This is a genomic window from Alcaligenes sp. Marseille-Q7550, from assembly GCF_965112015.1.
The window spans coordinates 267,209-282,942 of sequence record NZ_CBCOPU010000003.1; the positions used below are offsets into that span (position 1 = coordinate 267,209).

Below are 15,734 nucleotides of genomic sequence, written 5' to 3' on the forward strand. Positions count from 1 at the left end.
GCCTTCATCCAGTCGGCCATAATCAGACTTTGTGCCCGAATTTCACTCTTGCTGGGAGCATAAGGCCATGTCCGAACCTGTTTTTCGTCGTGCCGAACAGTCCGATCTGGAAGCCATTGTCGCCATGCTGGCCGACGACGTGCTTGGCCGGCAACGGGAAGACACCCGTTTGCCGGCGGCCGATGCCTATGTTCAGGCTTTTCAGGCCATAGACGCCGATCCCAACCAGTTTCTGGCGGTCGCCGAGCTCGACGGCGCAGTCGTGGGCACCTTGCAGATCAGCTTCATGCCGGGCTTGTCGCATCAGGGCGCCTGGCGTGGAGAGATCGAAGCCGTGCGCATCGCCCGCACCGCGCGCGGCGCGGGCCTGGGCCGCAGAATGATGGGATGGGCCATTGAACAGTGCCGCGCGCGCAATTGCCGCATCGTGCAGCTGACATCGGACCTGAAACGGACGGATGCGCACCGTTTCTACGAACAGATGGGCTTTGTCGGCAGTCACAAGGGCTACAAGCTGGTGTTATGAAGCGGCCTGCCGATGGCTGGATTCTGGTCTGCTTGAAACGGGCTTGCGGTCGCGTTTACTGTTAACCGGAACGAGATCTACAAAACGCATAATGTGTATTATGTAAAGTCTGAGACTTGCGGAAGGTCCTATCCTCATCATCTGCGCTGCGGCCAGTATGGTTAGCGATGGTCAGCAGCCTTCAACGCTATACGCCAGGGTTGCTTCACGAAACCGGAAACTGCAGCACTCGCTGATCATCCCCCTGCTCCCGTTTCTCAGCCTTGAATGCTCAGTCCTGGTTTGGTGCCGCATTAGCCGACGCTGCGCAACGGTATGGCTTGGCACAGAGAATCTTGAACAACTGATCTGTCGCGTACGCGCAGGATATGGCGCCGTGCCCAAACACCAAGCATGCGCGCGCACAAGGAACCTTGAACGAGCCAACTGTTACTCAAGCGCAGGAGTCGGGCTTGGCGCCAAGGCAAGCAGCCCGAGGCACGGGCGGACAAGCGCAAAGATCTCGAAATCTCTGTTCACCCTACTTGACGCTTCACGCGAAAAAAATTGGGAGGTGCCTCTATGCAAAACCATGAAGAGATTTTATCTAAATTGGGAGATCGCCTGGGGCTTGACCTGGCGTTCGATGACAACCGCCAGTGCTTTCTTATATTAGATCAGAAGCTGATGGTCTCTATTCATCAAAAACCATCGGCCTGGATGTTCTATGGAATGATAGAAGACAACGTCGAGTGGAAAGAAAAGTCATTCTGGAAGAATCTGCTTGAAATCAATCTGGATTTGGCAGAAAACGGAGGAGGCTCGATCTCTTTCGAGCCAGAATCAGGGGCATTGATGTATGTGCACGGCCTGGATGCCCCTCATCTGGATGCAGAGTCTGCTTATGCTTTTTTTGAGAATTTCGTCGATAGACTGGAAGCGATCGGGAACAATCCTCTGCTTCAGGAATAATCGTAGCTTCTATCGATAATTGATTTATTTTGGAATAAAAAATGTTTAAATTAACTGAATTTTCAAAAATTGCCAAGAGCGGTCATGAAATAGAATTGGGCGATTATCAGCAAGGGTCCCCTGCTCTTAAGGTTGCGTCGGTTGGATTCAAAGGAAAGGTGCTGGGATTTTTGAGCCATGTGCCATTGTTGAAAGATCTGGGCGCCGTGAAAAATTACGTAGAAAGCGTCAGAGTACGTAATGGTCAGGTACTGGGGGTTTTCATTCAGGCCTTGGCCGTCCGTTTCGGCAACGTGGCCGCAAAACAGGCAGTTTGCGAAAACGGCATAGACCTTTCAGGCAGAACGCCGCTGACAAGCCGATCTATCAGCAAATTGATTGGTGATGCGAGCAGGATCAAGCAGTCGAACGGCTTGCACAATGCAGTGATCACCAGCGGAGAGTCGTACGGCCTTTCGCAGAACGTCAATTTCAGCATCCCGAAATTCCCTGCGCACAACGCAGCCGTCAATACTGGCTCGTCGAGCAAGCCCGCACACAAAGCGGCTGCTAATGCAAACTCGTCGAGCGGCGCCGCACACAATGCGGTGGCCAACGGGGGCCAGCCGAGCGTCACGGCAGCCAATGCGTCGGTCAGTGCGAGTCAGTCGAGCGAGACCGCAGGGGATACGGCAGCCAGTACCCGCTCAACGAACAGCGCACCGGGCAGCATACCGGTCAGTGTAACCACGGCCAGCGACTGGGCAGCTAGCAAGGTGACTAACCCCAGCCCGGTATCCGAACCAGCGAACAGCCCAGCGGCTAAATTGGACCCGTTCCAACATGTCCGCGGATTTGCTAACCTTGGCAATACGTGCTACGCGAATTCCGCTTTGAAATTCTTGATGTTTTCAATCGGCATTCCGAAACTCAGCGAGCATTTGCAGGGTGTGATAAATAGAAGCGACGACGAAGGGAAAAAGACTTGCGCTGAAAAATTCATGAATGTGATAAATGCTTCTATTGAGAACAACCCGAATTCAAAGAAAACCTTCATCGTCGGCTATGTTAAAGAAGAACTGGCGGATTTTTTTGAGGAGCTGCAAAAACAGCCTGCTTTCGGCAATATGGATGGAAGCGGAGAGATCGGTTTCAAGATAGTAGGAGAACAACAGGATGCCAGGGATTTTCTGGCCAGGATTACGGACCTGTTTGAGCTGAACGGCAAGGATTTCTCGCCTATAAATCTCGAGTCAAAATGGAAGTATTACGATCTCGAGCGCGAAGCGTCTGATAATCCAGTACCAGCATACTATAAGGTCGTTACTATTAATGATGCGAGCACAAGTTTGCAAGGAATAATAGATAAGACCTATGCGGCTGAACCTGGCGTGGCCGTCAGGTGGAATTCTGATGATACTGAAAATGTGCAAGCCACAAAGATAAACCGATGGATTGTTGATGAAATAGAAAAACTGGACAGGTTCAACTTGAACATTGAGGCGGTGCAAGAAGGTCCTATTGATTCGCCGGCGAAAAAACTGAATCTCCAAAGCATCGACTTCAATAGCAAGGTGAAAATGCCAGTGCTCGACAAGAGCACGAATCAGACCTGGGTGGTCAGTCTCGAACCACGTGATGTGGTGATTCATGCAGGAAACACCACAGGTGGGCACTACTATATGTATTCAAAGTTGTCGAAGGGTTGGAGCAAGCATAATGACAGCATGGTATCGCTAGAGGCCCATATCCCTCCTCGCGAACAGCCAAAGCTCATCAGCTTCGCCGTGGTGGAGAAGCAGTTGCTTGAATGAACAAGACAAGCGCCCTGCGGCCTGGGTATAGTGACAGCTTGTGTGATTGCTTGACCTGACTCGGAGCGATTGAACATGGGCCATGTTTTCCAGTTCGCCGAACGCGATCCCGCCATGTCGGCCGACGAAGCAAAGAAGCAGATCGGGGCTTTGCGCCCCGCCCTGCTGCTCAGCCAGTACGAGCGCTTGCGCAAGGCGGAACAGACGCTCTTGATCGTGGTGGCCGGGATGGATGGCGTGGGCAAGGGATCGGCCATCAATACGCTAAACACCTGGCTGGATCCGCGTCATGTCCACTCGCTGGCTTTCGGCGAACCGACTGAAGAGGAAGCCATGCGCCCGGCCATGTGGCGTTACTGGCACGCCCCGCCGGCCAAGGGCCAGACCGGTCTGGTGTTCGGGTCCTGGTATGCCGCCCTGATGCGGGAGCTGGCCCGCAAGAAACCCGATCCGGAAAAAGTGGATCTGTACACCCGGCTGATCAACCGGTTCGAGGCGCAGTTGGCGTACCAGGGCGTGCAATTGCTGAAGCTGTGGTTTCATCTTTCGGCGCAGGCCCAGGCGGATCGCTGCTCCGCCCTGCTGGCCGATCCGGATACGGCCTGGCGCGTCAGCAAGGCGGACTTGAAAGTCCACAAGAAATTCAATCGCTTGCGCAAGGCGGGGGTGGAGACCATAGGTTTGAGCCACCGCCGTCATGCGCCCTGGGTCGTCATCCCCAGCGCCGATCCGCATCTTAGGGATGTGTCTGTGGGCAAGGCCGTGCTGCAGGCCATGCGTCAGCCCGTGCTGCCCCGCCAGGTGGTGGAGCCCCAGCCTTTTCCGGTCAGCCTGCGCCAGCCTTGCGCCTCCTTGCTGGATCCGCCGCCTGTCCAGCAGGTGCAGGACTACGAATCCCAGTTGTTGCATTGGCAGGGGCGTTTGTCCAGGGCCGTGCGCGGCAAGGCGTTTCGCAAGCGTTCCATGGCGCTGGTGTTCGAAGGTCAGGATGCCGCCGGCAAAGGCGGCACGATACGCCGCGTGACTGCCGCGCTGGATGTGCGCAACTACGACATACACCCTATCTCTGCACCGAATGCAGTCGAGGCCGCCCGCCCCTATCTTTGGCGTTTCTGGCGCAAGCTGCCCCGCCGGGGCGACATCGCGATTTTCGACCGCTCCTGGTACGGACGGGTGCTGGTGGAACGGGTGGACAAACTCGTGTCGCCCGCTGCATGGCGTCGGGCTTACGACGAGATCAACGGCTTCGAGGCGCAACTGAACGCCAATGGCACGCTGGTGTTGAAATTCTGGCTGGCCGTGAGCAGAGACGAACAGCTCAAGCGCTTCCAGGAGCGCGAAAATTCTCCCTTCAAGACCTACAAGATCACGGAGGACGACTGGCGCAACCGCGGCAAATGGAATGCCTATCGGACGGCGGCCCAGGATATGTTCGCCCATACCGATACGGAAACCGCCCCTTGGCACATCGTGCCCAGCGACGACAAGAAAGCGGCGCGCATCGAAGTGCTGAGGATCGTGGTGCAGGCGCTGGAGACGCTGGACAAGACCACGCTGGATCTGGTGGAGCCGGCGTTGAAGGAGCAGGCCAGCGACCAGGTCTAGGTCGACATCGCCTACAGGTCCTGGCGCGCCGCCAGGGACAGGATGCGCACCCAGCGCCGGCGATCGCCGGCGCGGTCCATGACCAGCAGCCACTCCTGGTCGGGATTGCGCAGCGTCAGTCGGACCGCGCCCCCCTGCTCCGCCGCTTCTGCGATGTCGGCGAAAATGAAGGCCCGCTCGCCCTGCCTGGTCCGCAGCAGGCCGCGCTTGTTCAAGGCGTCCACGTGGATATGGCCGTCCTGAAGCTCAGATTCCAGAATACGCTGGCCGTTGCGTTTGCGGCCGTGGATGGCGACATACCGCTTCCACAGCCAGACGAAAGGCGCGGCCAGCAAGCCGGCCGCCATCAACAAGGCCAGAACCGCCGCCGCCAGGCCCGCGGACGCGGATACCAGTGCATACAACTGCATGCCGCCGTAGATCAGTCCTGCCACGACGGCTACGAACAATACCAGGACGATGACGGGCATGGCGGCCCTCCTTCTCAGCGGGCTTTGACGCTCACCAGCGAAGCCGCCTTGCGGGCGTTTTCCCGCGCGGCGTCCAGGTCGACGTCGGCGGCCAGGGCCACGCCCATGCGCCGCTTTTCAAAGCTCTCGGGTTTGCCGAACAGGCGGATGTCGGTCTGCGGAATGCGCAAGGCCTGGTCCACGTTCAGGAACTCGACTTCTTTTGCTTCCACGCCTCCGTAGATGACGGCGCTGGCGCCGGGCACGCGCAAGGCGGTATTGACCGGCAGGCCCAGGATGGCGCGCGCATGCAGTTCGAATTCGGACTGCCACTGGGTGATCATGGTTACCATGCCGGTGTCGTGCGGTCGCGGGCTGACTTCGCTGAACCAGACCTGATCGCCCTTGACGAACAATTCCACGCCAAACAGGCCTTGGCCTCCCAGATTGCCGGTGACGGCGCGGGCGATGTCGCGGGCGGCATCCAGCGCCTTGGAGCTCATGGGCTGGGGCTGCCAGCTCTCCACGTAGTCGCCGTCCACCTGCTTGTGGCCGATGGGGTCGCAGAACTGAGTCTCCACCTGGCCGTCCGCCCCCAGGGAGCGTACCGTGAGCAAGGTGATTTCATAGTCGAAATCGATGAAACCTTCCACGATGACACGGCATTGGTTGACCCGTCCGCCGGCCATGGCGTAGTCCCAGGCCCGGGCCACGTCTTCAGGACCGCTGATCTTGCTTTGGCCCTTGCCCGAGCTGCTCATCAGCGGCTTGACCACGCAGGGGTAGCCTATGCCGCCATCGATGGCGGCCTGCAGGCTCTGCTGGGAATCGCAGAACTGATAAGGGCTGGTGGGTACGCCCAGGGTCTCCGCCGCCAGGCGGCGTATGCCTTCACGGTCCATGGTCAGGCGGCGGCGCGCGCCGTAGGGATGACGCGCACCTTGCCCTGCGCCTCCAGCTCTTCGAGCACCGGCGTGGCGATGGCTTCGATCTCCGGCACCACCAGGGCTGGCTTTTCCTGCTCGATCAAGGCGCGCAGCTGCTCCGGATCGCTCATGGTGATGGTGCGCGCGTGATGGGCGACCTGCTGGCCCGGCGCGTCGTCATAGCGATCCACGGCAATGGTTTCCACCCCCAGCCGCTGCAGGGCGATCAGGACCTCCTTGCCCAGTTCGCCCGATCCCAGCAGCATGACTTTGTCTGACGACGATGTTAAAGGGGTGCCCAGCAGGCTCATGGCTTGCGCTCCGAAAAGAATATGGATAATCCTTTATTGTAATGCAGGCGGCGGCGCCCATCGGCCTGCCGGCACGCGCTGCCATAGGCTTGACCGAAACGTCTATTTTTTAAAAAAAGTGTCTACTTCAGAAGAGTATTTTGAAAAAATAGCTATCCCATTTGGATGTTACGCCTGTCCAGGAATTCGGCGAAGTGGTGATTGACGCATTCTTCGATGCGCTGGATCTCGGGCTGACTCAAGCCCTCGACCAGCTTGAGCTTGCGTTTGGACAGGGTGCCATTGCCTTGCACAATGACATCTACCAGAGTGTTCAATACAGCTTGACGCATGTCCAGCCAAGTTTCCAGCTCTCGGATGGTGGCGTCATGAGCGCGCAGATACAGCACCTCCATCTGTAAGTCTTCTGAAACGCAGGCTTCGCAGCATTCATAGATGAACTCGCAGATATCTGTGAAATCGTGGTAGGCATACAGCCAGCGCGGCTGCATCGATTTCATGCGTAGCGTGGCGCTATCGGAATCCAGCGAGTAGTCGAGCAATTCGGTCCTGGGGCGGGAGTATGGCTTTAATAGTGCAGAATATCGATCCAGCTGCTTGAGCATGCGAGCCGATAAAGGCAGCACCACGGCGCGGGGTGTAAAACCGGATTGGCGCAGGATGTGATGCAGCAGACAGCGATGAAGGCGGCCATTACCGTCCCAGAAAGGATGCACGAAGACCATTCCAAAAGCCGCGCAGGCCGCTGCCAGTACTGGGTCCAGGGTTCCTGAACTAGCGCTTTGGGCCAGCTCAGCCACGCTTGCCATCATGGCATGGACATGTTCGGCTGGCGGCGGGATGAAGTCGGCGATGTTGCGAAACCTGCCAGGCCTGGACAGCCAATTCTGCCCTTGTCGATAGTGATACTCCGCGCAACGGGGATCAATCACTTGGGCTTGCCATTCGCCCAGTTGCACTTCGGTCAATGGGCCGGGCTCGCCGGCCTGTTCGAGGAGGTGCCGAAAACGCATTGCGCGATGGTGATCAGGTACTTCGTCTTCGATGCCATAAGTGGAGCGGGTCTCGGATAGGTAAAGGTAGTCGACCGCACGTGACAGCATTTCGGGCTCTATGGTCTGAAAGCTTGCCTTGACCTGTTCAGCCAGTTTTGCTGAAAGCATGTTTTGCAAGCGGGGCGTGCGTCGGATCAGAGGGCTGAACCAGACATCGCCCAGCAGATTGTGCAAGATGCCGAATGTAGAGCATGACCTGCCAGGGCCCGTGACATAGGCGGCTGGATCGAGCAACGGCACACGTGGACACCCCTTGGGCAAGCGGTAGTCGAAGATGTGCCCTGTCAGCCATTTGGCCAAGTGGCCGGCGCTGCGTGCGTACTTGGACGATGGCTTGGCTGCAAGCCAAGCCTGCAATTCCTGCAGGACGCCGGGCTGATCAAACAGGGCTGCCAGGACCGTCAGGTTCAACGTTTCGCGTTTGAACGCGAAGGTGAGCCGGTCGGCAAGGCAGGCGCCGCCGCGGACACGTTGTCGAGGCAGTTCGATACGCTCTTCGCCATTAGGCTGGAGTGTGCGGGACTCGACGGCTTTGTCTGTCACCGACCAGATGCTGAGCAAGGGCGGAACTTGCAACCGATAGTGATGGATGAGAGCAGCATAGCCCAAGTAAGGTGGAGTCATGGCGGCAAATACGGGCAGGGTTGCAGTTTTATCTACATTCTAGATTATTTATCTATTTTTCTATTGGTTTAGAAAAAAACAACTATCTTTTAACATTCAAAGGGCATGCGACTGAGCCGGCCGCGGTCAGGCTGGCGGCCGACTCATCGAACTGTGGCGCGGGGGCTTCGCTCCCTCAGCCGGGGTGGATCATTCCACCATCAGTTGCGCCATCATGCCCAGGTCCTCATGTTCCAGGATGTGGCAGTGGAACATGCGCAGGCCGGGCCAGTCCTGGCGGAAAGCCAGGGTGATGGCCTCCTTGGGCCGCAGGTTGACGGTGTCCCGCCAGGCGCGCAATGGTTCCGGGGCCGCCTTGCCGCCGTTGTCCCGGGAGAGCACCTGGAACTGGACGCCATGCAGGTGGAATGGATGGTCCATGTGGGAATCGTTGACCACCTGCCAGTGCTGCCACTGGCCCGCCGGGCAGCGCAGGTCGATCCGTTCCATGTCGAAAACCTTGTCGTTGACCCGGAACATGCGCTGCAAGGACGCCATGTCCGGCATGTGGCCCATTCCCTGCGGCGATTCCGCGTGTTCGCCGCTCATGCCGTGCCCGTTCCCCTGCCCTGCCATGGCATGGTCCATTTCCATGACCTCACTGAATACCACGCGGGCTTGCGGCTGACCGGCGGGCACGGCGGCCATGAATCGCAACTGTTCCGGCAGGATCAGCGGATGCGCCTGTATGTCCAGGTCGGCCAAGGTCAAGGTGTGGGGCTCCTCCTGGACCATCATCTTCTGCCTGTCGTAGTACAAGGCCTGCAACGTGGTCGCGCCGGACTGCCCGGCCTCCAGGAAGAATTCCGCCCGCCCGGCGGGAGCCAGGAGCAGTTCGCCGGTGGCGGGCAGCGGGGCTTCCAGCAGGCCGCCGTCGGCGCCGACCTGGATCAGCCGGGCGCCCGGCACGTGCAGGCGCAGGTATCGGGCCGAACAGGCGTTCCAGAGGCGGATGCGCTCGCTGGTACTGACCGTGATGCGCGGCTGCCGCTGGCCATTGACCAGGACGAACTGCCCTTCCCGGCCGTTCATCCAGTCCAGCGGGGTATTGGCGGGGATGCGGCCTTCCGTGTCCAGCCGCAGGTCGCTGATCAACCAGTGCTGCTCCCTGGCCTGGCGCAGAGGGTCGTCGGGCGTCCGGACGATCAAGGCGCCTGCCAGGCCGTGCGCCACCTGCTCGCCACTCTTGCCGTGCGGATGAGGATGATACCAATAGGTGCCGGCGCACCCTTTGGGCAAGGTGAACCGGTAATGACGGCTCTGGCCGGCGGGAACGGCGTCCTGCGGGTTGCCATCCTGGTCGGGCGGCACCGGCAAGCCGTGCCAGTGGATGGTGGTGGCCTGGTCCAGCTGATTGACGAATTCGATATCGACTTCATCCCCTTCCGTCAGCTCGATCAGGGGACCGGGCAATTGGCCGTTGTACAGCCAGGCCTCGGTCTGCCTGCCGTCCGCCAGGATGACGTGATGGCGGGCAGCGGTCAGGCGCGCCTGGAAACGGCCGGGTCGCGCGGCGGCGTTGGTCAGCGTCGGCAACGGGCGCAGCGTCTGCCCGCCGGGCATGCGATCCACCGCCATCAAGGTCTCGTGACCGGACCCCATGTCCATGGTCATGGATCCGTGGTGTCCCATGCCCTGGGCAAAGGCGCGCCGGGGCAGGCTGTTCAGCAGGCTGGCGCCCAGCGCCAGTTTGAAGAGTTCGCGTCGATTCATGGTCTTTCCTGAAAATCGTGGCAAGGCGATCATGCCGGCAAGGCACGATCCGGGCCCCATGCGCGACCAGCGCATGGAGGTATCAGCATGCGGTGAGTTGGCGCCAAGGCGCCTGGTCAGGAAAGACGCGGAGGCGGCAGGGCCGGCCCGATCAGGCGCGAACGGAAACCGAGGCGCCGCGGCGCCGGGGGGTAGTCCGCGTCGGCAGCGGCCAGACGAGGCATCGAAGGATGAAACGGCACGCAGGGGCAGCAGGTCATGTGTACGGGCGTAGCACAGTGCGAGCCGCCTGGGGAGCGATGTTGGGAGCTATCGACCTGGGAGTGGTGAGGGGCGGATGCATGGGCCGGCACTGGACCGGCCTGGGCTTGCGCGGCGAAGCCGGCGTGCAGCGTCCAGGCCATCATGATGATGCCCAGTGCCAGCAGCCAGTTTTGCAGAATCCGCCGCAGCGTCATGTCGCGTATCCGTTCATATGCCCCATCGCGCAAGCTTAGCATGAGTGCGCTGTCAGGCAGATGTTCCGGAACCCTGGCGTATCAGTCACCCCTCGTTCAGTCTGCGTCGTCGGCGTTGCGGATGGGACGGCGTTTCAGGCGTACGGGTCGCTCCGCCTGGATCTGTTCCAGCTTGGCGCGCAGGGCCAGCACGTGGTCGTGCAGGTCTTCTTTTTCGCGCTCCAGCAAGGCGCAGCGGGTACGGGTCAATTGCAGTTCGGTCTGCATTTCCCTGGCCAGGCCGTTGCTGAAATCCAGCGCCGCCTGCATGGCGCGCCGCTCGCCCTGCTCCTGCCCCAGATCCTGGCGCATGGCTTGCAATTGTTCCTGTAAGGCGCGTTGTTCGGCCTCGCTTTGCCGGCGCTGTTCGCGCTGCGCCTGTTCCGCTTGTTCCAACTGCTGGCGCAGCCGGGCCTGGACAGATCGTTCTTTGTCGATTTCGAGCAGCGCGCGTCGTTCGCTGGCTTGCGCGCGCTCCTCTGTCAGTTCCATGGACTTCTGCAGTTGTCCCAAGTCCTGGGTGAACTGTTCGCTTTGCCGGCGCAACTCCTGCTGGACGGCGGCCTTTTCATCTTCCAGTTCTTCCTGGCGCAGCGCGGCATGGCGTAAGTCCTGGCCCAGGGCGGCCAGTTCCTCGCGCAAGTCCTGGACTTGCTGCTGTTGCCGGGCCAGAGCCTGTTCGCTCGTCTGCCTGGCCTGCTGTTCAGCCTGCAGCGTTTTGGCGGCCTCCTGCGCTTGTTGCTGCGCCTGCTGTACGCGTTCGTCCGCCTGGGCCTGATATGCCTGCAGTTCCAGGCGGGATTGTTCCAAGGCTTGCCGCCAGATTTTGCCCAGCAGTTCTCCCGTCAGGGCTTGCAATTCTTCCGGAATGTCGGCCAGGTCCAGCCTGACCCGGCTTTTTTCCCGCAAATCCTGCCAGAAAGCCTGCAAGGCCTCGGCGGGCGCGCTCATGCTGCCTTTGCGCACCAGTTGATACAGCTTGTTGGCCGTGGGCGTGATCCCGTAACGGAAAAACAGCAAGGCAGCCACTTCCCGGTACAGCGTCTGGGTATGGCTGAAGCGTTCGCGCAAATCGGCGACATCGGCCAGCACTTGGCCTTCGGAAAGCGGGTTTGGGAGCATTTTCAGCTTGTTCAAGGAAATCTAATTAATAATACAACGTATTATATTGAGTTTATAATGTTTTGTATCCTTAAATTTGACATTAGCTTTATAATGTCAAATATTAAGCGCCAAGTAGCTAATCACAGGCCCCAAGTGCCGTCTCTGAGCCCGTTGCCGATGCATGGGAAGACGGCTGCATGGTTTGCTTTCACGTCCCCGCTTCCGCCTATTTTTGTAATGAATTCGCCCCCTCTCCCGCCCTCCCCAGTCCGCGCCGATGGCATTTCCCAGCTGCTGGCCCAATTCGACGGACGCAACGGTCTCAATCGGGCCCTGGGCGGCCGTGCCCAGATCGAGGCGCAGACGGATATCGATGCCTTGCGCGGATGGCTGGTCCGTTACGCGGGCAATCCGCGCACCTATGCCAACTACCGCAAGGAAGCGGAGCGGCTGCTGTTGTGGTCCGTGGTGGAGCGCCACAAGCCGCTTTCCTCTCTGAGCCATGAAGACATCATGGCCTATCGGGACTTCCTGGCCGATCCTCAGCCGGCCGAGCGCTGGGTGATCCAGGGCGGGGGCCGGCCGGCGCGGCATCACCCCGCCTGGCGTCCTTTCGCCGGTCCCTTGTCTGATGCCAGCCGCAATCAGGCCATGCTGATCCTGAACGCCTTGTTTTCCTGGCTGGTACAGGCCGGCTACCTTGCCGGCAATCCCCTGGCCCTGTCGCGTCAACGCGGCAGCGCCCGGCCGGCGCGGGACGTGCAGCGCTATCTGACCGCGGAGCAATGGTGCTGGGTGCAGGACTGGATACGCGCTTTGCCCGAAGAGGACAGGGCCGCCCGGCGGCACAAGGCGCGGCTGCGCTGGCTGGTTTCAGTGCTGTACGGCGGAGCCTTGCGGATTTCCGAGCTGGTCCAGGCCCGCATGGCCGATGTGTCCGCGCGGATCGATACCCAGGGACGGGAGCAATGGTGGCTGCAGGTGCGTGGCAAGGGCGACAAGATCCGCCGCATACCCATGACGCAGGAACTGATGCAGGAGCTGTTGCGCTATAGGCAGGCCCATGGCCTGGAGGGGCCGCCGCATGCGCTGGAAACGCAGCCTCTGCTGATGTCGGCCGGGGCCTCGGACAAGCACCTGAGCCGCGCCATGGCGCATGTGCTGGTCAAGCAGGTGTTCGTGCAGGCGGCCCAGGCCCTGCGCGAACGCCATCCGGAGCGCGAGGCGCAGGCGCGCGTGCTGGAGCAGGCGTCGGCGCACTGGCTGCGACACTCCGCAGGCTCGCACATGGCTAACCAGGGCATGGATCTGCGCGTCATCCGCGACACCCTGGGCCATGAGTCCATCGCCACCACCAATATCTATCTGCACGCCGACGAGGAGCAGCGCCATCGGGCGCTGGAGCAGGCTCATCACCTGGGCTGGTGATAAGCGCTATCAGGCGCGCGGCCTGTCCCGGGCCGGCGGGACGTGCTACTGTTGGCCGTGCTTGAATGCGCCGGGCGCCCCCTGACAGGGCCAACCCGGCTTTTTGTTATGGAGCGAAACATGAGCTTTACCGTCTACCTGTCCGGCGAAATCCACACCGACTGGCGCGAGCAGATCGCCAAGGGCGCCAAGGCCGCCGGACTGGACATCACGTTCACCGCGCCGGTCACGGACCATGACGCCAGCGACGCCGCGGGCGACCACCTGGGGCCGGACAGCGTCTCGTTCTGGCGCGACCACAAGTCCTCCAAGGTCAACGCCATCCGCACCAAGACGCTGATCGAGAAGGCCGACCTGGTGGTGGTGCGTTTCGGGGACAAGTACAAGCAATGGAACGCGGCCTTTGACGCCGGCTACTGTGCGGCGTTGGGCAAGCCCTACGTGACCCTGCACGCCGAAGACATCATCCACCCGCTCAAGGAGGTGGACGCCAGCGCCCAGGCCTGGGCCACCACTCCCGAGCAGATCGTGGAGATCCTGCGCTACATCCTCAAAGCCTGATCGGGCTTTCTCCCGGCTGCTTACGACATGCACCCGCAGGGCGAAGCCGAAAGGCCCCGCCCTGCGGGTACGGCCTCGGAGTGGCTATAGGCGGTTCAGTGCCCCGCAGGCCCGATGAATGACTTGGTGCTGTACAGCGAATGATCCAGGCGTTGGATCGCTGGCAGTCCCGTGCTGTCAGGGGCCAGGGCCTCGATGTAATTTTGAAGCACATCCGCGTCCTGCACCCCTACGTCGAAGCGACGTTCGGCGGGCACATTGGCCAGCGTCGCATAACCATCGCCCCCCGTGGCGTTGAAGCTCAGCACGAACAAGTCATACATGCGGGCCTCGTCCAGCGGCAGCCAGGTTTTCGAATTGCGATCGAGCACTTCAAAGTTGCTGGCGCGCGAGCCCTTGGCTTGCCGGGCATCGACGTCCCAACGCAGACCGCCAGCATAGGGATAAGGCCCCGTGCTGCCGTTCGGCCCGAATACCGCTTCCAGGCCATCTTCGATCATGGCTTTGGCTTCGGCCCCGCTGATGCGGAGTTTCCAGAGCTTATTGTCGAAAGGAAGCACTTCGATGACCTTGGCCGCGGTGACGCGGCCTTCCAGCGGCACGCGCACTCCCCCGCCGCTCTGCAGGCTGCAGTCGGCGCCGCCGTATTGCTGGCCGGCGACGTCCAGGTAGGCCTGGGCGACGAGTTGCTGGATGTCGCCGCCGCGAGCGCTGACGCTGCCTTCGGCGTTGCATATGGGTCCTGAGCGGCCATAGTCGACGGAGCCAGGACCGCCGGGGACGCGGCGCGTGCACAGCACGATGGGCGCATTGGCCACTTCGGTCTCTTTGTAGATCTCCACGCTTTCCTGATAAGGCTTCAGGATGCCGGCGGCTGCGGCGTCAGGGGCGGTGATACGCAGGAAACCGCTGGCGGCCGCATCGGCCTGGATGGCGGCCAGGTCGGCGCCTTGAACGGCGGCGCCATCAATCTGGAAGTCGTCGCCAATCAGGACGTGCGGCGTGCCTCCGCAGGCCGTGACCCGGCCTTTCTCATCGAAGCTGACTTTGAGCTCTCCCACCACTTGCGAGTATTCCCAGGCCTGGGCGATACATACGGTTTCGCCGTCCCGGTTCTTGAGCGCTTCGCCGTAGGCGCCGCCCGGCGTGCCAATGCCATATTGGGTCAAGGCGTCGGGACCCAGCAAGGTGTGGGAGTCGCCGCCGATCAGCACGTCCACGCCGGAAAGCTGGGCCAGCACCTGTTTTTCGTAGTCGTAGCCCAGATGGCTCAGCAGCACGATCTTGTTGACGCCTTGGTCGCGCAGCTTGTCGATGGCTTGCTGGGCGGCCACGACTTCATCTTCGAAGGTGGTGTCAGGATCAGGGCTGGATGAAGCCTTGGTCTTGCCGCCGATGGTCAGGCGCACGATGCCGATCTGCTGGCCGTCGCGCTCGATGATGGTGTAGGGCTTGACCATGCCGTCGGCGCGGCGGGGGTTCAAGGCCGAGTTCTCGCCGAAGCGGACGTTGGCGCTAAGCACAGGCGTCCGGCATTGCTGCGAGTTCAGCAGTTCCAGCCATTGGCGAAGTTCCGTGTCGCCTTTGTCGAATTCGTGGTTGCCCAGCGTGAAGGCGTCAAAGCAGACGGTGTTCATCATGGCCGCATCCGGCTCGCCGATTTCCCGCTGCCCGGCTGAAATACAAGGTGCCGGTCAGGGCGTCGCCCGCATGCAGCTTGAGCACATTCCCGGACTTCGCAGCCAGTTCAGCAAACGCGGCGGTGACTCGTGGAAAGCCCCCTGCATCCACCGATACGTTCACGCGCTCGTTGGAGGCGTTCAGCAGTTTCAGCGTCTTGCGTTGGCTGTCCCGGTTGGCGTGGAGGCCGTTGATGTGCAGGATGGCCCGTTCAAGCGGTCTGGCTTCAGGCTGACCCGGCTCGGCGAGCGGGACTCCGCTGCCGTCGGGACCGCGGTCGCCACAAGCGCTTAAGGCGCCGGCGACGAGCATGGCGAGCGCTTTGGCGCGGATACCGCCCGACGTCCAGGGATTGCCTGCCCAAAGATGTGACTTCCGAGATTCTTGCATGCTTGTTTCCATCAAAAGAGGCCAAGCGCACATCATCGTGCAGCTTTATGACGGTCTTATTAAGTTGGAAGTCAGGCACGGA

At 60.7% G+C, this 15,734-nt stretch carries 11 protein-coding genes and 2 pseudogenes; 6 read left to right on the top strand and 7 right to left on the bottom strand.

From position 1 onward, the window contains the following. The first annotated feature begins 67 nt into the window (after positions 1 to 67). From ACWPWO_RS17765 to pap, 4 genes are all read left to right on the top strand, one after another. Positions 68 to 526, top strand: a complete 459-nt coding sequence (locus ACWPWO_RS17765; RefSeq protein WP_454007714.1) for an N-acetyltransferase family protein — start codon at positions 68 to 70, stop codon at positions 524 to 526. Between the two features lie 561 nt (positions 527 to 1,087). Next, positions 1,088 to 1,477 (top strand): chaperone SicP, encoded by a 390-nt coding sequence (gene sicP, locus ACWPWO_RS17770; protein WP_454007715.1) that lies wholly within the window; start codon positions 1,088 to 1,090, stop codon positions 1,475 to 1,477. Positions 1,478 to 1,518: 41 nt separating this feature from the next. Then, entirely contained in the window at positions 1,519 to 3,270 is a 1,752-nt protein-coding gene (locus ACWPWO_RS17775; protein ID WP_454007716.1) for a type III secretion system effector BopA family protein, read from the top strand. A gap of 75 nt (positions 3,271 to 3,345) precedes the next feature. After that, on the top strand, positions 3,346 to 4,875 hold the full coding sequence (pap, locus tag ACWPWO_RS17780) for a polyphosphate:AMP phosphotransferase (protein WP_454007717.1): 1,530 nt from the start codon (positions 3,346 to 3,348) through the stop codon (positions 4,873 to 4,875). An 11-nt stretch (positions 4,876 to 4,886) separates the two neighbouring features. Here pap and ACWPWO_RS17785 read toward each other — a convergent pair whose 3' ends face one another. The 6 genes and pseudogenes from ACWPWO_RS17785 to ACWPWO_RS17810 form a co-directional block, all read right to left on the bottom strand. Next, a complete protein-coding gene (locus ACWPWO_RS17785; protein ID WP_454007718.1) occupies positions 4,887 to 5,345 on the bottom strand; it encodes a hypothetical protein in 459 nt (152 codons plus the stop codon). Positions 5,346 to 5,359: 14 nt separating this feature from the next. After that, positions 5,360 to 6,561, bottom strand: a pseudogene (gene purT / locus ACWPWO_RS17790) (formate-dependent phosphoribosylglycinamide formyltransferase). 152 nt (positions 6,562 to 6,713) lie between these two features. Beyond that, positions 6,714 to 8,240, bottom strand: a complete 1,527-nt coding sequence (locus tag ACWPWO_RS17795; RefSeq protein WP_454007719.1) for a Fic family protein — start codon at positions 8,238 to 8,240, stop codon at positions 6,714 to 6,716. A 189-nt stretch (positions 8,241 to 8,429) separates the two neighbouring features. Then, positions 8,430 to 9,992: a multicopper oxidase family protein gene (locus tag ACWPWO_RS17800; protein WP_454007720.1), complete on the bottom strand. Its 1,563-nt coding sequence runs from the start codon at positions 9,990 to 9,992 to the stop codon at positions 8,430 to 8,432. Between the two features lie 116 nt (positions 9,993 to 10,108). Further along, on the bottom strand, positions 10,109 to 10,450 hold the full coding sequence (locus tag ACWPWO_RS17805; protein ID WP_454007721.1) for a hypothetical protein: 342 nt from the start codon (positions 10,448 to 10,450) through the stop codon (positions 10,109 to 10,111). Positions 10,451 to 10,546: 96 nt separating this feature from the next. After that, positions 10,547 to 11,581 (bottom strand): DNA-binding protein, encoded by a 1,035-nt coding sequence (locus ACWPWO_RS17810; protein ID WP_454007722.1) that lies wholly within the window; start codon positions 11,579 to 11,581, stop codon positions 10,547 to 10,549. 249 nt (positions 11,582 to 11,830) lie between these two features. Between ACWPWO_RS17810 and ACWPWO_RS17815 the strand changes: the two genes are divergently transcribed. Both ACWPWO_RS17815 and ACWPWO_RS17820 read left to right on the top strand, forming a co-directional pair. After that, complete coding sequence (locus tag ACWPWO_RS17815) at positions 11,831 to 13,021, top strand: tyrosine-type recombinase/integrase (RefSeq protein WP_454007723.1); 1,191 nt, start codon at positions 11,831 to 11,833, stop codon at positions 13,019 to 13,021. Positions 13,022 to 13,141: 120 nt separating this feature from the next. Beyond that, positions 13,142 to 13,582, top strand: coding sequence for a YtoQ family protein (locus ACWPWO_RS17820; RefSeq protein WP_454007724.1), 441 nt, complete (start codon positions 13,142 to 13,144; stop codon positions 13,580 to 13,582). A 95-nt stretch (positions 13,583 to 13,677) separates the two neighbouring features. Here ACWPWO_RS17820 and ACWPWO_RS17825 read toward each other — a convergent pair. Next, positions 13,678 to 15,574, bottom strand: a pseudogene (locus tag ACWPWO_RS17825) (bifunctional metallophosphatase/5'-nucleotidase). Positions 15,575 to 15,734: the final 160 nt, after the last annotated feature.

What these genes read in the sequence shown, in the direction of transcription:
- ACWPWO_RS17765 (WP_454007714.1), top strand. Translation starts at nt 68, where the DNA reads ATGTCCGAACCTGTTTTTCGTCGTGCCGAACAGTCCGATCTGGAAGCC.
- sicP (WP_454007715.1), top strand. Translation starts at nt 1,088, where the DNA reads ATGCAAAACCATGAAGAGATTTTATCTAAATTGGGAGATCGCCTGGGG.
- ACWPWO_RS17775 (WP_454007716.1), top strand. Translation starts at nt 1,519, where the DNA reads ATGTTTAAATTAACTGAATTTTCAAAAATTGCCAAGAGCGGTCATGAA.
- pap (WP_454007717.1), top strand. Translation starts at nt 3,346, where the DNA reads ATGGGCCATGTTTTCCAGTTCGCCGAACGCGATCCCGCCATGTCGGCC.
- ACWPWO_RS17785 (WP_454007718.1), bottom strand. Translation starts at nt 5,345, where the DNA reads ATGCCCGTCATCGTCCTGGTATTGTTCGTAGCCGTCGTGGCAGGACTG.
- ACWPWO_RS17795 (WP_454007719.1), bottom strand. Translation starts at nt 8,240, where the DNA reads ATGACTCCACCTTACTTGGGCTATGCTGCTCTCATCCATCACTATCGG.
- ACWPWO_RS17800 (WP_454007720.1), bottom strand. Translation starts at nt 9,992, where the DNA reads ATGAATCGACGCGAACTCTTCAAACTGGCGCTGGGCGCCAGCCTGCTG.
- ACWPWO_RS17805 (WP_454007721.1), bottom strand. Translation starts at nt 10,450, where the DNA reads ATGACGCTGCGGCGGATTCTGCAAAACTGGCTGCTGGCACTGGGCATC.
- ACWPWO_RS17815 (WP_454007723.1), top strand. Translation starts at nt 11,831, where the DNA reads ATGAATTCGCCCCCTCTCCCGCCCTCCCCAGTCCGCGCCGATGGCATT.
- ACWPWO_RS17820 (WP_454007724.1), top strand. Translation starts at nt 13,142, where the DNA reads ATGAGCTTTACCGTCTACCTGTCCGGCGAAATCCACACCGACTGGCGC.